The sequence below is a fragment of the Pseudomonas sp. JZ134 genome (genome assembly GCF_051027695.1).
Classification (GTDB): Bacteria; Pseudomonadota; Gammaproteobacteria; order Pseudomonadales; family Pseudomonadaceae; genus Chryseomonas; species Chryseomonas luteola.
Genome location: NZ_CP069250.1, coordinates 1,317,052 through 1,332,065 on the forward strand (window position 1 = coordinate 1,317,052; position 15,014 = coordinate 1,332,065).

17 protein-coding genes are annotated in these 15,014 nt (G+C 55.5%); 4 read left to right on the top strand and 13 right to left on the bottom strand.

The features are described 5' to 3' along the window. Positions 1-2: 2 nt before the first annotated feature. Positions 3-1,061, bottom strand: coding sequence for an ABC transporter substrate-binding protein (locus JQR86_RS06095; RefSeq protein WP_434154491.1), 1,059 nt, complete (start codon positions 1,059-1,061; stop codon positions 3-5). Positions 1,062-1,300: 239 nt separating this feature from the next. Between JQR86_RS06095 and JQR86_RS06100 the strand changes: the two genes are divergently transcribed. Further along, complete coding sequence (locus tag JQR86_RS06100; protein WP_037029642.1) at positions 1,301-2,029, top strand: UTRA domain-containing protein; 729 nt, start codon at positions 1,301-1,303, stop codon at positions 2,027-2,029. A 44-nt stretch (positions 2,030-2,073) separates the two neighbouring features. Here the strand turns inward: JQR86_RS06100 and lpcA are convergent, their stop codons facing one another. The 7 genes from lpcA to minC form a co-directional block, all read right to left on the bottom strand. Beyond that, positions 2,074-2,661, bottom strand: a complete 588-nt coding sequence (lpcA, locus tag JQR86_RS06105) for a D-sedoheptulose 7-phosphate isomerase (RefSeq protein ID WP_434154492.1) — start codon at positions 2,659-2,661, stop codon at positions 2,074-2,076. Positions 2,662-2,679: 18 nt separating this feature from the next. Beyond that, complete coding sequence (locus JQR86_RS06110) at positions 2,680-3,966, bottom strand: M18 family aminopeptidase (protein WP_010795131.1); 1,287 nt, start codon at positions 3,964-3,966, stop codon at positions 2,680-2,682. A gap of 350 nt (positions 3,967-4,316) precedes the next feature. Then, complete coding sequence (locus JQR86_RS06115) at positions 4,317-4,616, bottom strand: class I SAM-dependent methyltransferase (RefSeq protein WP_434154494.1); 300 nt, start codon at positions 4,614-4,616, stop codon at positions 4,317-4,319. Further along, a complete protein-coding gene (locus tag JQR86_RS06120) occupies positions 4,594-5,229 on the bottom strand; it encodes an RluA family pseudouridine synthase (RefSeq protein ID WP_434154495.1) in 636 nt (211 codons plus the stop codon). The genes JQR86_RS06115 and JQR86_RS06120 overlap by 23 nt, the downstream gene beginning before the upstream one ends. Before the next feature lie 60 nt (positions 5,230-5,289). Then, positions 5,290-5,550, bottom strand: coding sequence for a cell division topological specificity factor MinE (gene minE / locus JQR86_RS06125; RefSeq protein ID WP_010795129.1), 261 nt, complete (start codon positions 5,548-5,550; stop codon positions 5,290-5,292). Continuing rightward, positions 5,547-6,362 (bottom strand): septum site-determining protein MinD, encoded by an 816-nt coding sequence (gene minD, locus JQR86_RS06130; protein WP_010795128.1) that lies wholly within the window; start codon positions 6,360-6,362, stop codon positions 5,547-5,549. The genes minE and minD overlap by 4 nt, the downstream gene beginning before the upstream one ends. Before the next feature lie 167 nt (positions 6,363-6,529). After that, positions 6,530-7,291 (bottom strand): septum site-determining protein MinC, encoded by a 762-nt coding sequence (gene minC, locus JQR86_RS06135; RefSeq protein WP_434154497.1) that lies wholly within the window; start codon positions 7,289-7,291, stop codon positions 6,530-6,532. A gap of 123 nt (positions 7,292-7,414) precedes the next feature. On the opposite strand from minC, the gene JQR86_RS06140 reads away from it, so the two are divergent. Further along, complete coding sequence (locus JQR86_RS06140) at positions 7,415-8,347, top strand: lipid A biosynthesis lauroyl acyltransferase (protein ID WP_434134601.1); 933 nt, start codon at positions 7,415-7,417, stop codon at positions 8,345-8,347. A 40-nt stretch (positions 8,348-8,387) separates the two neighbouring features. Continuing rightward, positions 8,388-9,593, top strand: coding sequence for a patatin-like phospholipase family protein (locus tag JQR86_RS06145; RefSeq protein ID WP_434154849.1), 1,206 nt, complete (start codon positions 8,388-8,390; stop codon positions 9,591-9,593). Here JQR86_RS06145 and JQR86_RS06150 read toward each other — a convergent pair. The 4 genes from JQR86_RS06150 to JQR86_RS06165 all read right to left on the bottom strand — a co-directional run bounded on the left by JQR86_RS06150 (position 9,587) and on the right by JQR86_RS06165 (position 13,263). Beyond that, a complete protein-coding gene (locus JQR86_RS06150; protein WP_010795124.1) occupies positions 9,587-10,438 on the bottom strand; it encodes a pirin family protein in 852 nt (283 codons plus the stop codon). The two genes, JQR86_RS06145 and JQR86_RS06150, sit on opposite strands and share 7 nt — an antisense overlap. A gap of 159 nt (positions 10,439-10,597) precedes the next feature. Then, positions 10,598-11,386, bottom strand: a complete 789-nt coding sequence (locus JQR86_RS06155; protein ID WP_434154498.1) for an MlaA family lipoprotein — start codon at positions 11,384-11,386, stop codon at positions 10,598-10,600. Then, positions 11,379-12,686 carry a serine/threonine protein kinase gene (locus JQR86_RS06160; RefSeq protein ID WP_434154499.1) on the bottom strand — a complete coding sequence of 436 codons (1,308 nt, stop codon included), beginning with the start codon at positions 12,684-12,686 and terminating at the stop codon, positions 11,379-11,381. The genes JQR86_RS06155 and JQR86_RS06160 overlap by 8 nt, the downstream gene beginning before the upstream one ends. Before the next feature lie 88 nt (positions 12,687-12,774). Next, positions 12,775-13,263, bottom strand: coding sequence for a GNAT family N-acetyltransferase (locus JQR86_RS06165; RefSeq protein WP_010795121.1), 489 nt, complete (start codon positions 13,261-13,263; stop codon positions 12,775-12,777). 185 nt (positions 13,264-13,448) lie between these two features. Between JQR86_RS06165 and JQR86_RS06170 the strand changes: the two genes are divergently transcribed. Next, positions 13,449-14,297, top strand: coding sequence for a glycine betaine ABC transporter substrate-binding protein (locus JQR86_RS06170; RefSeq protein ID WP_026004140.1), 849 nt, complete (start codon positions 13,449-13,451; stop codon positions 14,295-14,297). Between the two features lie 39 nt (positions 14,298-14,336). On the opposite strand, the gene JQR86_RS06175 is transcribed toward JQR86_RS06170, so the two are convergent. Then, entirely contained in the window at positions 14,337-14,801 is a 465-nt protein-coding gene (locus JQR86_RS06175; protein WP_434154500.1) for a MaoC family dehydratase, read from the bottom strand. Positions 14,802-15,014 lie beyond the last annotated feature (213 nt).

The window sequence follows — 15,014 nt, forward strand, 5'->3', positions numbered from 1 at the left end:
GATCACTGCTTCATCTGCATGATCACGTTTTCCTGCCAGAGACGTGGCAGACGCTTGGCTGTTTCTTCCCAGGCCTTGGCATCCGCGATGGGCTTGGCACTGGCATATTGCTCGCTTGGTAACAGTTTAGCTTTTACATCCTCGGGTAGCTGGATATGGTCAGCACGGATGGGGCGGGCATAACCGCGAGCCAAGTTGATCTGGCCAGCATCGGAAAGAATGTATTCACGTGCCAGCTTGGCTGCATTCGGATGCTTGGCATACTTGTTCAGAATCGTGGTGTAGCCGGACGTAATCGAGCCGTCTGAAGGGATGAGCACTTCAAAGCGTGAAGTATCGATCTGATCGCGATAGTTCAATCCGTTGAAGTCCCAAACGATACCCACTTCGACTTCGCCTTTCTCCAGGGTCGAGACGACCGGGTTGGTCATGGACAAACGGCCCTGCTGCGCCAGCTTGCCAAAGTATTCCAGGCCGGGCTTGATGTTCTTTTCGTCACCGCCGTTAGCGTAGGTAGCCGCCAGGACCCCACTCACTGCCTGTGAGGCAGCGCTTACATCACCAATGGCAACCTTGTATTTGCCCTGCAGCAGGTCAGCCCAGCTATGGGGTACATCAGCTACCAGCTGCTTGTTGACGATAAACGCGATGGTGCCGGTATACGCCAGCATCCAATGACCATCTTTGTCCTTGGCCCAATCGGGAATCTGCTCCCAGGTGGTGGGCTTGTACGGTTGGGTCACGCCTTTCTCCACGGCAATGGGGCCAAACGAGGCGCCCACGTCACCCATATCGGCGGTGGCGTTTTCACCCTCGGCTGCGAATTTGGCTATTTCCTGGGCTGAGCTCATGTCTGTATCCATGTGCTTGAGGCCGTACTTTTTCTGCAGATCGGCCCAAGTGTCCTTCCAGTTGGCCCAGGTATCAGGCATGCCTACGCTATCAACCTGGCCTTCCTGGCGGGCAGCCTGCTCGAGTGTGTTCATATCCGTGGCGGCCAGGGCCAGGGTGCCATTCAGCGCAAGTGCGCTACCCAACAGTGAAGCAAGCAAGCGTTTCATTGAGCGCTCCTTCGAGGCGTGGTCGATTGGCTGGTCTAGATCAGCAAGACGCAAGCCAATCTACCGCCGAAGGATGACGATTTGATTTCCACCTTGATGGCATCTATGCAGAGGGTTGCCCTAACGACGAATCATGAGCTAACTCGCAGCTTAACGGGGCGGTCATCTAGATAATCTAAGCTGCCACTATTTCTTTCTGGCTCATGCATCCCTGAGCTTTACCGGCTGGACTAGTCCAAATGAGAGCAAGCCCGCACGATGACGCACCAAAAACCGTCACAGCCATCTGCCGCTCATTGGAGGAGCAGATTATGTGTGGTGCGCTTGCGCCCTCCACCAAGCTGCCTGCAGAACGACGTTTGAGCGAGTCGTTTTCAACGACCCGGATTACATTGCGTGAAGCGCTTGGGCAGTTGGAGTCGCAGGGGCTGATTTATCGGGAAGAGCGACGTGGCTGGTTTGTTTCGCCCCCCAGAGTGGCCTACAACCCGCTAGTACGCTCGCATTTTCATGCCATGGTGGCAGGGCAGGGCCGTGTTCCGGCTACCGAAGTCCTCTCGGCTCGGTTGGTGTCTGCTAATGCAACGGTGTGTGGGCTTCTCGAGCTTCCCGAGCGTACAGGCGTCTATCAGATACGGCGAGCCAGGCGTATCGACGGCCGTCTGGTGCTCTATGTGGAGCACTATCTCAACCCGATCTATTTTCCCAATATCCTGCAATTTGACCTAACCCATTCGCTAACCGATCTCTATGCCAGTGAATACGGTATCCGGTATGGGCGTGTTCGTTTCGAAATGCGGCCTACAGCGTTGCATGCGGACGCTGCGCAGGCACTTAAGGTCAGCATGGGAAGCCCGGCGCTGCATATCACACGTATCAACCGCGATCAGCAGGGGCGTCTGATCGATTGCGATCTGGAATACTGGCGGCACGACGCCATTCATGTCAGCGTAGACGTGCCAGAGTAAGGTGAGTGCGGCGCCATGGTTGGCACCGCCTCCGAATGGTTAAGTCAGGCGTAGTTTTCCGGGCTCAACTTACGCTCGATCAGCTCCATAAGGATATGGATGACCTTGATATGCAGCTCTTGGATACGATCGGCATAGTGGCCGCCAGGCGCACAGATGCAGACATCGGCCATGGTTTCGAGCAGGGAGCCTGGTTTGCCGGTTAGTGCAATGACCTTGATACCCAACGCTTTTGCTGCCTCAGCGGCCTTGAGCACATTGGGACTCTTGCCGCTGGTGCTGATGGCCAGCAAGACATCTCCTTCGCGCCCATGGGACTCGATATAGCGAGAAAAGATGTAGTCGTAGCCAAAGTCATTTGCCACACAGCTGATGTGGCTGGCGTCGCTTATGGAGACGGCAGCAATGCCCGGGCGGTTTTTGCGGTAACGGCCGGTCAGCTCTTCAGCGAAATGCATGGCGTCACACATGGAGCCGCCGTTACCGCAGGAGAAGGCCTTGCCCTTGTGCTCGAAGCTTTCAACCAGCAGTTCTGCCGCACGCTCGATATTCCGTAGCGCCTGTTCGTCAGCCAAAAAGTTGTCCAGTGCTGTCTTGGCTTCAAGCAGACTGTTGCGGATATGCGTGATCATCGTGCGGTTCCCTCTGCCTTATGGCAGTACATGGCTGGAATAGAAGGCTTTAAGGACTTTCACCAGATAATTCAGGTCATGGCTGCCAGCGAGTTCGCGGATCGAATGCATGGCAAACGTCGGCAGGCCGATATCGACTGTGCGAACGCCCAGTTGGCTGGCAGTAATCGGGCCGATAGTCGAGCCACAACCCATATCGCTGCGGGTCACAAAGCTTTGAACCGGTATTTCATTTTCCAGGCAGAGATGACGGAAAAATCCACCGGTTTCGCTGTTGGTCGCGTAGCGCTGATTGTTATTGATCTTGATGACCGGCCCGGCATTGAGTTTAGGGCCATGATTGCCATCATGCTTCTCGGCATAGTTCGGGTGTACACCATGAGCATTGTCGGCCGAGATCAACAGTGAACGGGCGATGATCCGGGTAAAGTCCTCACCTTCCGGCAGGGCACGGCGCATGACTTGCTCAAGGAACGGGCCGTCCGCGCCACAGTGCGAGCTCGAGCCCACCTCTTCGTGGTCTGTGCATACCAGCACGCAGCTTTCATTGCCATCTGCCGACAGCAGCGCTTCCAGACCGGCATAACAGGACAGCAGGTTATCCAGGCGGGCGCCGGCAATGAAGTCTTCATCCAGACCCACCACAGCGGCTTTCTGCACGTCATAGAACGATAGTTCGAAGTCCAGTACCGACTCGGCCAGGATGCCATGCTCCCGCTCCAGTTGCTCGGTCAGCAGCGCACGGAAATCGCGTCGCTCACTGGCCGGTACCTGCGCCACAATGGGGGGAAGCTCGTTCTGGGCATTAATGGGCCAGCCTTGATTGGCCTCACGATTCAAATGAATAGCCAGATTCGGAATGATAGCGATCGGACGTTTGAAGTCGATCAGGCGGCTATGCTGAGTGCCGGTCTGGCGAAAGGTGACACGACCTGCCAGGGACAGATCCCGATCGAACCAGGGCGCCATCAGCATACCGCCGTAAACTTCCACACCCAGTTGCCAAAACCCTTGCTTGTAGAGCTCTGGGTTGGGCTTTACGCGCAGGCAGGGGCTATCGGTATGAGCACCAACCATCCGCAGGCCGTTGCGTAGCGGATCATCACCCAGGCGAAATGCGATCAATGAGGAGTCATTACGTGTAACGTAGTAACGTCCACCCGGACGAAGATGCCAGGTATCCCGCTCATCCAGCCGCTGGAAGCCGGCCTGCTCAAGACGGCGACTCATCGTGGCGGTAGCATGAAAAGGGGTAGGGGACGAAGCGAGAAAGTCGATCAAACCTTGATTGAGTGTGTCGCGCATGCGGTACTCCTTACGATATGCCCCTAGTCTATCCATTTATGCTGTTAGGGGGCTAACTCAGTTAGTCGATTAACGCGCCACAAGGCCGAAAAGGTGCCAATGCTTGTTGGCTCCCTTTGCCGTTTTCCCGGCCCCCTCAGTTTCGTCAAAATGAATCAACGTCCAATCCGAGGACAGCGCCAGAACAGAGGCTCTGCCTAGCACTGTGATGCCTGAGGCAGCCTAACTGTCTCTTTGCCCGAACAATTGACCGGCGAACAGCCCGTTTGGCCGTAACGCCGTGGAAATTGAGTGCCATAAGGTTTGGAAGGACGAGGGCTCGCGAAAGGAAAGCGAGAAACTCGCATTGATCAACTGACATTTGGGCAGCTCCAGTGTCTCGAAGCGCGGTTGCAGCAGTGTAATTCCGGGAAACGAATGCTCAGGCGCTCAAGCGCCTCTGCCTGTGCATCAACGGCAATGACATCCCAGCCGCGCGCCAGGAGTTCGAGCGTGTCACGAGCTGTACCACAGCCAAGATCAAGCGCTACTCCAATGGGACCGTTCCAATGATCCAGCGCACGCAGTAGTGTAGAGCGGGCCGGCTCGTCACCTATGGCGTCGTAATAGCCGGTCCATTTGGCATTTTTAAAATGGTGCTGCGCTTTCAAAGCGCATGCGCTCACCTGTTTTGGGATGGGTCAGTGCCAGAAGGCTGGCATGCAGGCACAACCGGGAATGCGCATTCAAGGCGTCTTCATGAGCATAAAGCCGATCACCTAATAGCGGATGACCAATGGACAGCATGTGCACACGGAGCTGGTGGGAGCGTCCCGTAATAGGCGTCAACTCGACTCGGCTGTAATGACCGCAACGTTCTATGACGCGCCAGAAAGTCAGCGCGTGGCGCCCCAACTCGTGATCGACGACATGCCGTGGCTTGGTCGGTGGGTCATACCGCAGCGGTAATTCGATGCGGCCACTGTCGGCCTCAGGCTCACCCCAGCAAAGAGCGGTATAGGCCTTTTCAGTCTCGCGGTCATGGAACTGGCGAGAGAGTTCACGGTGGCTGTCTGCGTCGCGCGCAAGCACCATGATCCCGGAGGTTTCCCAGTCCAGACGGTGCACGATACGTGCCTCGGGGTAGCCGTTCTCCTGGAGGCGGGTTACCAGGCAATCCCTGTTATCTTCGGCTCGACCGGGAACCGAGAGCAGCAGGGTCGGCTTGTCTACTACCAGTAACGCATCGTCCTGGTGGATGAAACGGATATTTGAGAGAGGCATGTCACGTTCAGAAAAGAGCCCATCGGCGGTATGAGCCGCCGATGAATGACCAGCCAGGGATCAACGATCCCGGTCTGGCAGAGTGATGTTCAGTTCCAGAATCGAGCAGCTACCCTGGTTTTCCAATTCCACCTGGATCTGGTCCTGCTCGATCGGTACATATTTGCGGATGACTTCCAGCAGATCTTTCTGCAGCTGAGGCAGGTAGTCAGGCTGGGAGTGACGTCCGCGTTCGTGAGCGACGATGATCTGCAGCCGCTCTTTGGCGATGGAAGCGCTGTTTTGCTTCCTCCGATCGCGAAAGAAAGCAAAGAGGCTCATTCACTCCCCCCAAATAGTCGTTGTAGGAAGCCTTTCTTCTTCACATCGAGGAAGCGATGAGGCATTTCCTTGCCCAGCAGCCGCTCTACCGCGTCGCTGTAAGCTTGGCCGGCGTCGCTCTGTTCGTCGAGAATGACCGGAATACCCTGGTTCGATGCCTTCAGGACAGCCTGAGACTCAGGAATGACGCCGAGTAGACGGATAGCCAGAATCTCTTCCACATCCTCTACGCCCAACATTTCACCCTTGTTGACGCGCTCTGGGTTGTAGCGGGTCAGAAGCAGGTGCTCCTTGATCGCATCCTCGCCGTTCTCGGCGCGCTTGGATTTGCTGGCGAGCAGGCCAAGCATACGATCCGAGTCACGTACGGAAGAGACTTCCGGGTTGGTCACGACAATGGCTTCATCGGCGTAGTACATGGCCAGATGGGCGCCTTTCTCGATTCCGGCAGGGGAGTCACAGACAATATATTCGAAGTTACCCTTAAGTTCTTCGATTACCTTGCCGACACCTTCCAGCGTAAGGGCATCCTTGTCACGCGTCTGGCTGGCTGCCAGCACATACAGATTCTCGAGACGCTTGTCTTTGATAAGCGCCTGGGTGAGCGTGGCTTCGTTGTTGATGACGTTTACAAAGTCATACACAACACGACGCTCGCACCCCATGATCAGATCAAGGTTACGTAACCCCACGTCGAAGTCGACGATAACGGTCTTATGCCCGCGCAGGGCCAGACCAGTGCCGATGGCCGCGCTTGTGGTTGTTTTGCCGACACCGCCTTTACCGGAGGTGACTACGAGTACTTTGGCCAAGCTGATTCACCCTAAATTCGAAATAAGCTCACGGAATGAACGGCTGGAGTACCAAAAAATGGCCGCCGGAACACTACACAATACTCGGCTGGACTCCAGACGCCATTCGGGTCTGAAAGCGGTATCGATGACGCTACCGCTTCGTAAAAAATTCGCGGCAGTATCCGTTAAAGACGTGTGATGTTCAACACATCTCCAGACAGACTGATCTGAACAGGATTTCCCCACTGGGGATGTCTGCGCAAGTCTTCCGCTACTTTGTATTGTCCAGCAATCGAGACCAGTTCGGCGGTGAGTTGCTGGCAAAAAATTCTTGCTTTTGTGTCGCCCTTCACACCTGCAAGGGCACGACCTCGCATAGGCCCATACACATGAATATTGCCGTCTGCGAGCAATTCAGCTCCCGGACTGACCGAGGATAACACCACCAGGTCACCACCGGGTGCATAAAGCTGCATGCCGCCGCGTACGGGTGCCGTAATGACTTTGGTGGGGTTCACGGCAGGTTCGGCAGGCTTCTCCGGTTCAGGTGCAGGGTCTGCCGCTTTTGCCGGTTCCCGCTCGCGCAGCTCAAGGGCACGCTCGCGCCCTGCACCGCTTGCCGGAGGAAGCACCGGCAGATCGAAATCGTTGGCGGCCCGGATGTCCAGATGCCGCCTGGCTCGAAGCGCCAGGGTTCGCAGGCCATGGCGGCGACAGAGATCGAGCAGGGCACCCAGGTCAAGCACCTCATCGTCTTCCTCGAGCTTGTCGAGCGATAGAATGAGCGGGGTGTCGTGAAAGAAATTGGGCGCCTGTGCCACCTTCTGTGCCAATTGGCGGTCGAGGCGTGAAAGATCGTTGCGGGAGAGTTCCAGCACGGTAACGGCAAGCATGTTGCCCTTTAGCTGGAATACGGAATCGTTATCGAGAAGATCAACCTGGCTCATGTTGGGACCGCGTGCGTCAGATGCCGAGGACTTATAACGAGATGACAAGCATGTCGCAAGCATGGCTGCTTGCTAACGGTCAGGAATGTAGAATGTACCGTTTAATGTTTACCAGGATGTTTGATGGAACGCCCTCGTTTTCGACTTGCTTTTCTTCATCCCCGTTATTGGCTGCTCTGGCTGGGATTGGGCGTACTCTGGCTGATCGTCCAGCTACCCTATTGCGTACTGCTTCGTCTGGGTCGTGCAATAGGCTGGGTCATACTGCACGTTTCTGCCAGTCGACGCCATATTGCGATGCGCAATCTCGAGTTGTGCTTTCCTCAATGGAGCGAGGCCGAACGTAAGCGTGTGCTCAGAGAAAATTTCGCATCGAACGGTATCGCCTTGATCGAGATGGCCATGAGCTGGTGGTGGCCCAGATCACGCCTGAGTCGGCTCGCTCATATCGAGGGAATCGAGCACCTCCAGCGAGCCCAACAAGAGGGCAAGGGGGTCATCCTGATGGCGTTGCATTTTACGACGCTCGAAATCGGCGCTGCGCTGCTTGGGCAGCGGCATACCATCGACGGAATGTACCGCGAACACAAAAACGCAGTGTTCGATTACGTGCAGCGCAAGGGGCGTGAGCGACATAATCTGGATGCCACTGCCATCGAGCGCGAAGATGTACGAGCCATGTTGAAGGTGCTCAGAGGCGGCCGCGCCATCTGGTACGCACCTGATCAGGACTATGGCGCCAAGCAAAGTATCTTCGTGCCGTTATTCGGAATTCAGGCCGCTACGGTTACTGCTACCACCAAATTTGCACGCCTGGGCCGGGCACTTGTCATGCCCTTTACTCAAGAGCGGTTGGCCGATGGGTCAGGGTACCGCCTGGTTATCCATCCGCCGCTGGAGGACTTCCCGGGTGAGACAGAGGAGACTGACTGCCTAAGAATCAACCAGTGGGTGGAAAAAGAAGTCAGTAAACTGCCCGAGCAGTACTTATGGGCACACCGTCGCTTCAAGACGCGGCCAGCTGGCGAACCCAAACTGTACGCCAAAAGCGACTGAGTTCCGTCGCGCACCCATGACACGCTATGCTCAAGGCGATATGTTTAACCTCGGACTCAAGGAAAGGGTGTTGGACGTTACTTCGGCTGTTCCTGTTACAGGGCTGATCCTGTCTGGCGGTGGCGCTCGGGCGGCGTATCAGGTAGGGGTGCTTTCTGCCATTGCTGAGCTGCTGCCTGCGGGTGCGCGCAATCCTTTTCCTGTCATCGTGGGAACATCGGCGGGTGCCATCAATGCAACGGTATTAGCCTGTGGTGCGCTGCAGTTCCAACTGGCCTGTCAGCGCCTGACCCAGGTCTGGCAGAATTTTCATATTGATCAGGTCTACCGCAGTGACTGGCCCGGCGTGATTCGGCAGGCCAGTCACTTCATTGGACAGAATGTCTTTGGTATACGTGGCAAGACGCCAGCGGCATTGCTGGATAATGCACCGTTACGCGCACTGCTAACTCGGGAGCTGGACTTTTCAGGTATTACAGCCGCAGTTAAGGCCCGGCATCTGCGGGCCATAGCCATTACTGCATTTGGGTATGACTCCGGCCACTCGATGACCTTTTACCAGGGGCACGGTGCGATTGATCCCTGGCTGCGTCATCGCCGGGTTGGGTTTCCCACTCGTCTGAATGTCGAGCATCTAATGGCCAGTTCGGCCATTCCGCTTATCTTCCCGGCAGTCAAACTGGGGCGTGAATACCTGGGCGATGGCTCGGTGCGTCAGGCGGCACCTATCAGTCCGGCATTGCACCTGGGGGCTAACCGGGTATTGATCGTGGGCGTCAGCAACAACCCTCACGCCGATGCCTCCCGTTCGGAGGACGCCTCTGCCGCAACCGGTAAGGCGCCTACACTGGCGCAGATAGGCGGGCATCTGCTGAACAGTACGTTTATCGATAGTCTGGAAAGCGACACCGAGGTGCTTGAGCGTATCAACTTGATGAGCCGAATGATTCCGCCCTCGGAGCAGCAGAAGCGTCTTGGTGTAAAACCGGTTGAAACGCTGGTGATCGCACCGAGCGAGCCCTTGGCTGAGATTGCTGCCCGCTTTCGACATGAGCTGCCAGCGTCCCTGCGTTTGTTTCTTCGTGGGCCTGGTGCAACAAAGAAAAGCGGGTCTGCCGTATTGAGCTACCTGCTGTTCGAGGCAGGTTACTGTTCTGAGTTGATCGCACTTGGGCGGCGGGATGCCTTGGCCCAGCGTGATCAACTCATTCAGTTCCTAGGGCTGGAACTGGCCGCTGCTCACTGACCGAACTCGCCGCGCTGATAGTCACGCAAGGCTTGTTCAATCTGCTCACGTGTATTCATCACGAAGGGGCCATATTGAACAATGGGCTCATTCAGCGGCGCGCCTGCAATCAACAACACGCGAGCACCTTGGGCGGATCGAATCCGCAGCTGCCCTTCATCGCTCAGGCGAACCAGCCGATTGGTCGTTACAGGCGCCACGGTATCGCCTTCGACTTCAATCTGTCCTTCATACACATAGAGTAGGGCGCGATGCCCTTCGGGAAGGCGCGGACTGATAGCGCTTTGTGCCGGCATGATGAAGTCGAAATAATAAGGGTCCGTATCCGGCCGCTGCACGGCGCCCAGCTGCTGGTGTTCCCCGTCATCAAAATGGCCGGCAAGCACGACAACTTCAACACCCTGTGAGGTAGTCAGGCGAGGTACTTCTGCAGGCTCATAGTCACGGTAGCTGGCGGGTCCCATTTTGGTTTTGCCGGGCAGGTTCAGCCACAACTGGAAGCCTCGCATCAGGCCTTCCTGTTGCTCGGGCATTTCGCTATGAATGATACCGCGGGCAGCCGTCATCCATTGTAGGCCACCAGGCTTCAGAAGACCTTGGTTGCCCAGGTGATCCTCGTGGCGCATACGACCTTCGAGCATGTAGGTGACGGTCTCGAAGCCGCGGTGAGGGTGGGCTGGAAAACCACCGATATAGTCATCTGCATTGGCTGTATCAAACTGGTCCAGCATGAGAAAAGGATCGAAGCGCTCAACGCCCTGGCCGGCAAATACTCGCGTCATGCGTACGCCCGCGCCATCAGAAGCGGGCTGGCCTGTATGCAGTTCAAGAACGTTGCGGTACATGATTCGTGCTCTCCGAGCGGCCAGACAAGGTGTCTGATCAATAGATGAGATCATGATACTTAATTTATTTTAATGTATTTATCCATCTTTTATGTATTTCATATCTAATAATATGATGATTTTGGTTGGAAAGAAGCCAGCACGAGGCCGGCTTCTTTCTTATTCCTTTATTTGAAGCTTACGTGCTTCGGTATAGACGTAACGGACCTTCTCGTATTCAAACGGCGAGTTGAGCTGCCCATACCGGAAGTTGGTGATGTAACGCAAGTTGATACCGCGTAACAGTAGAATCTCTGGGTGACGGCCGCTTTCCTCATTTACATTCAGATAGTTGATCTGATTCTCGGCCAGGGTATCTACCGCAAAACCGCTGGCATCACGCAGATTGGACGGACCCAGTAACGGCAATACCAGATAAGGGCCGCTGGGAATACCATAAAAACCCAGCGTCTGGCCAAAATCCTCGGATTGCTTGGCTAGTCCCATGCGCGTAGCGGGGTCCCATAGGCCAAAGACGCCGATAGTAGTATTTAGCAGCAGACGCCCCGTGGTATTCAGAGCCCTTTTACCCTTGAGTTGTAGCGTGCTGTTCAGCAGATTGCTGATGTCACCCAGGTTGCTGAAGAAATTGCTAACGCCACTTCGTACGAAGCCCGGTGTGACCCGACGATAGCCATTGACGACAGGTAATAGTACCCATTCATCCAGGCGGTAGTTGAAGTGATAGACGCGGCGGTTCCAGGATTCCAGTGGGTCATAGACATCCAGCGCATTGAGCGACGCCCGCTCGAACTCGCGCTGATCCAGGCCAGGGTTGAATTTCAGCGTAGACAAGGGGTTGGTAAACCCGTCTGCGCCTACGGGTGAAGGTGATAAAGTTGATGAATCCGTATCGGCGAAAGCGTAAGCGCTAGCCAGTAAGGGAAGCAGGCAGAGGAATTTAGCCACGGGCGAAGAACTCCAGCATGGCGTCGGCGTTGACGCGATAATTGAGATTGCCGCAATGCCCGCCCAGCGGGTAAAGGGTCAGGCGATTACCGAACGTACGACGTAGGAAGCCGATATCACCAGGACCAAGAATCAAGTCATCTGCGTTGTGCATCACGCCGATCTTGTCGCTCTCCTTGAGATAGCCTTCCAATGCCGTCAGGCTGGATTGCCTGGCCAGTTCAGCCAGGCTGGTGCCCTTGGTCGTCCGTTCCCAGGAGGGTAAGAGCTGGTCATACATGTAGCAGTCAAAATCGCATTGCAGGGCGCGAGCAAAGAAGCGCGACAGACTGGTCCCCTGATCGATCGGGTAGTCGGGCGGTGTGATCAAGCCACGACGGTTGATCAGATCGGATGTAAAGGCAATGTCTGCCGCTGAAAAGCGGAACGATGTACCAATCAGCATCGCCATTTCCTCATTGCTCAAGCGTTGGGGCGACTGCTGAAAATCGAAAAGCAGGGCTTCATTGAGATCAACATGGCCTTTCTGCTGGAAGTAACGGGTCAGCTTTGCCAGGACTAGCTCGTAAAACGTCCGGTTGTTGGTTATCCCATTGACTTGGGTCTGAACCAGTCGATCGAGGTTGCGCACTGAGGTCAACAGATTGACCGGCGGGTTGAGCAGCAAGACACGAGAGAAGTTGAAGCTGCGCTGGCTCTCGTCGAGCTTGCTGACGAACGCTGCATCCAGTGCGCCCAGGCTGTAACCGGTAAGAAAGTACTTGGTTACAGGTAGTTTGGGGTGCTGCGCGCGAACGGCCTGCATGACGCGATAGAGGTCTTCTGCATCGCCAGGGGTGTAACCGGGCGTAGCCTGCCGGGAAGCCGCTGCCATAAAGTCGTAGCTGGTGGGTGAGGAAAGCTGAACGACATGGTAACCCGCGCTGTAATACAGGCGCTTGAGGTACTCCGGTGTGCTGGATGAGTAGTTGGCGCCGGTTCCGGCAATGATGAAGATCAGCGGCGCCGCATGATCCTGCATCGCCAGACGATAGTGCAGCTTCTTGACCGGCCAGAAGTTATCCGGAAGTTCGTACTCCCGTTCAGGCCGCAAGTTGATGCTGTAGTCTTTCTGGTCGATTTCCAGATCAGTAGGCAGCAGTGGCTGCAATTCCAGCGGCGTGGAGGTGATAGTGGCTTCGAAGGGGTTGGTCAATGGGTAGCCATAGGTGGCAGCGTCAATATCAGCTGCGACACCACGACTGGAAAGACCAAGCAAGAGCGCACCCAGGAGAGCTGTGATGCGCAACGGGCTAAGCATAAGGAGAGTCCTTTCGCAGGGTTGCTTATTGGAATAAGCCTATGACCACAGCCTGATAATAAGGTGCGCTGTGCTTGTTGGCTCTCTATCAAATTGTGCGTTCGGCCAGATTGGTCAGGGTTTCGCCTGTTACTCGATTGACTGTCCATTCATCCATTGAGATGGCGCCCAGGCTGCGATAGAACTGGATCGCAGGCTCGTTCCAATCCAGCACGGACCATTCCAGACGCCCGCAATTACGCTCTACTGCCAGCCGTGCCAGGCTGATAAGCAGTGCCTTTCCGAGGCCTTCACCACGCGCGGCAGGGCTGACATAGAGATCTTCCAGATAGATACCCGGCTTGGCGAGCCATGTTGAGTAATTGTGAAAGAACAGGGCAAAGCCGGCAGGCGTCCCGTCTATTTCTCCAATAAGCACCTCGGCGTAACGGCGCTCACCAAACAGTGTCGCGCGCAAGCTGTCTTCAGTCGCCATGACCTGCTCAGGCATTTTCTCGTAGTCGGCCAGCTCTTTGATGAACGTCAGGATGTGCGAAACGTCAGCGTCAGTAGCTGGGCGGATATTCAGGCGGGACATGTGAAAACCTCGACATCGAAAGCGCTAAGCATGCCGAGGCTATTTCCTGGAGGCAATAGAGGTGCCATTTCATTACGGGTGTCGCATATGGCGGTTGCTCAGGTCGCTCTCAGGGCAGTCCCGTTTTCGTCGCCCTTGAAGATAAGGATGGCGCAGTGATGCCGTTTTCAAAAAGGGGACAGAGGATGCGAATGTTTCGAAAGGTAGTAGGCCTGGGTATGGTGCTCTTCCTGTCGGCAATGGCCAATCTGGCTATGGCGGCCAAGCCAACGGTAACTATTGGCTATGTGGATGGATGGGCCGACAGCGTTGCGACCACCTTCACGGCGGCCGAAGTCATTCGTCAGCAGCTGGGGTACGAAGTCAAGCTGATGCCGGTTGCAGCAGGGATCATGTGGCAAGGCGTTGCACGGGGCAAGCTGGACGCCATGCTCTCGGCATGGTTGCCTGGGACCCATGGTTCCTATTATGAAAAGATGAAGAATGATGTTGCCGACCTGAACGTGAACACACCGGACGCCAAGATCGGCCTGATCGTTCCTGAGTACGTAAAAGCCTCCAGTATTGCCGATCTGGCCGCCCAGAAAAGCGATTTTGGTGGGCGCATCGTAGGCATTGATGCCGGGGCGGGCGTCATGATCAAGACCGAGGAGGCAATCAAGGCCTATGATCTGGATTACAAGCTGGTGGCAAGCTCCGGCAGTGGAATGATTGCCGAGCTGATACGGGCGGAGCGAGACCAGAAGCCGGTTGCAGTCACGGGCTGGATTCCTCATTGGATGTTTGCCAAGTGGAAGCTCAAGTTTCTGGATGACCCCAAGGGCGTCTATGGCGGCTCCGAGCAGGTACGTACCATGGCTAATCCAGGACTGGAAAAAAAGGCCAAGCCGGTGTGGGATTTCCTGAAAAAATTCTCCTGGCAGCCGGGAGAGGTCAATGAAGTCATGCTGGCCATTGAGGAGGGGAAAAAGCCTGAGCAGGCTGCAAAAGACTGGTTGAAAGCCCATCCTGACCGGGTCAAGAGCTGGCTCTAGACGGTAAGGTAAAAGCCCCGCGTTTGCGGGGCTTTTCATTTAGCCAATGGTTACTGGCGGAAGCGTGCTCAATTCGATGCTCAATGCTTTTTTGGGGGCGAGCACCTCAGCTTCTCCATCAACCACTTGCTCATCGTTCTGATTGAAGACCCGTGTAGCCAGGCGCACTCGAGTTTTCGGCAGCTTTTCCAGCACCTCGATCTCGACCTTTAGCGTGTCGCCTAACTTGACCGGCTTGTTAAAGCTCAAAGTTTGTCCCAGATAGATGGAACCTGGCCCAGGCAGCTCACAGGCAATGGCAGCGCTGATCAGCGCGCCGCTCAACATGCCATGGGCAATCTGCTCACGAAAGACACTCTTGGCGGCATACTCGGCGTCCAGGTGTACTGGATTTCGGTCACCGGAAACCTCGGCAAATAAGAGCAGGTCACGCTCTTCGATGGTACGGCTGACAGAGGCTTTCTGGCCTACCTCCAAGGCTTCGTATGGGATATTGTCGGTCATGCTTGAAAGAGATCTCGTATTCTATTGTTACGGTAAGGGGCGGCCGATGCTAATGGGACCGGCGCCCAATGTTAAATTCAAGGACGCCAGGTTACGACGATACGGCACGTTCTCTGCTATTTCAGCAGGTTATGGCGGAGTATTATGAGTTTGTCTAAATACCTATCGTGACCATAAATCTTTTTTAGTCATTTTCGTTACCAAGAGTCCGCT

Coding starts and splice junctions, on each gene's coding strand:
- JQR86_RS06145 (WP_434154849.1), top strand. CDS start 8,388: ATGTTTAACCTCGGACTCAAGGAAAGGGTGTTGGACGTTACTTCGGCT.
- lpcA (WP_434154492.1), bottom strand. CDS start 2,661: ATGATCACGCATATCCGCAACAGTCTGCTTGAAGCCAAGACAGCACTG.
- JQR86_RS06110 (WP_010795131.1), bottom strand. CDS start 3,966: ATGCGCGACACACTCAATCAAGGTTTGATCGACTTTCTCGCTTCGTCC.
- JQR86_RS06100 (WP_037029642.1), top strand. CDS start 1,301: ATGAGAGCAAGCCCGCACGATGACGCACCAAAAACCGTCACAGCCATC.
- JQR86_RS06150 (WP_010795124.1), bottom strand. CDS start 10,438: ATGTACCGCAACGTTCTTGAACTGCATACAGGCCAGCCCGCTTCTGAT.
- minE (WP_010795129.1), bottom strand. CDS start 5,550: ATGAGCCTCTTTGCTTTCTTTCGCGATCGGAGGAAGCAAAACAGCGCT.
- JQR86_RS06140 (WP_434134601.1), top strand. CDS start 7,415: ATGGAACGCCCTCGTTTTCGACTTGCTTTTCTTCATCCCCGTTATTGG.
- JQR86_RS06095 (WP_434154491.1), bottom strand. CDS start 1,061: ATGAAACGCTTGCTTGCTTCACTGTTGGGTAGCGCACTTGCGCTGAAT.
- JQR86_RS06120 (WP_434154495.1), bottom strand. CDS start 5,229: ATGCCTCTCTCAAATATCCGTTTCATCCACCAGGACGATGCGTTACTG.
- JQR86_RS06175 (WP_434154500.1), bottom strand. CDS start 14,801: ATGACCGACAATATCCCATACGAAGCCTTGGAGGTAGGCCAGAAAGCC.
- JQR86_RS06170 (WP_026004140.1), top strand. CDS start 13,449: ATGCGAATGTTTCGAAAGGTAGTAGGCCTGGGTATGGTGCTCTTCCTG.
- JQR86_RS06160 (WP_434154499.1), bottom strand. CDS start 12,686: ATGCTTAGCCCGTTGCGCATCACAGCTCTCCTGGGTGCGCTCTTGCTT.
- JQR86_RS06165 (WP_010795121.1), bottom strand. CDS start 13,263: ATGTCCCGCCTGAATATCCGCCCAGCTACTGACGCTGACGTTTCGCAC.
- minC (WP_434154497.1), bottom strand. CDS start 7,291: ATGAGCCAGGTTGATCTTCTCGATAACGATTCCGTATTCCAGCTAAAG.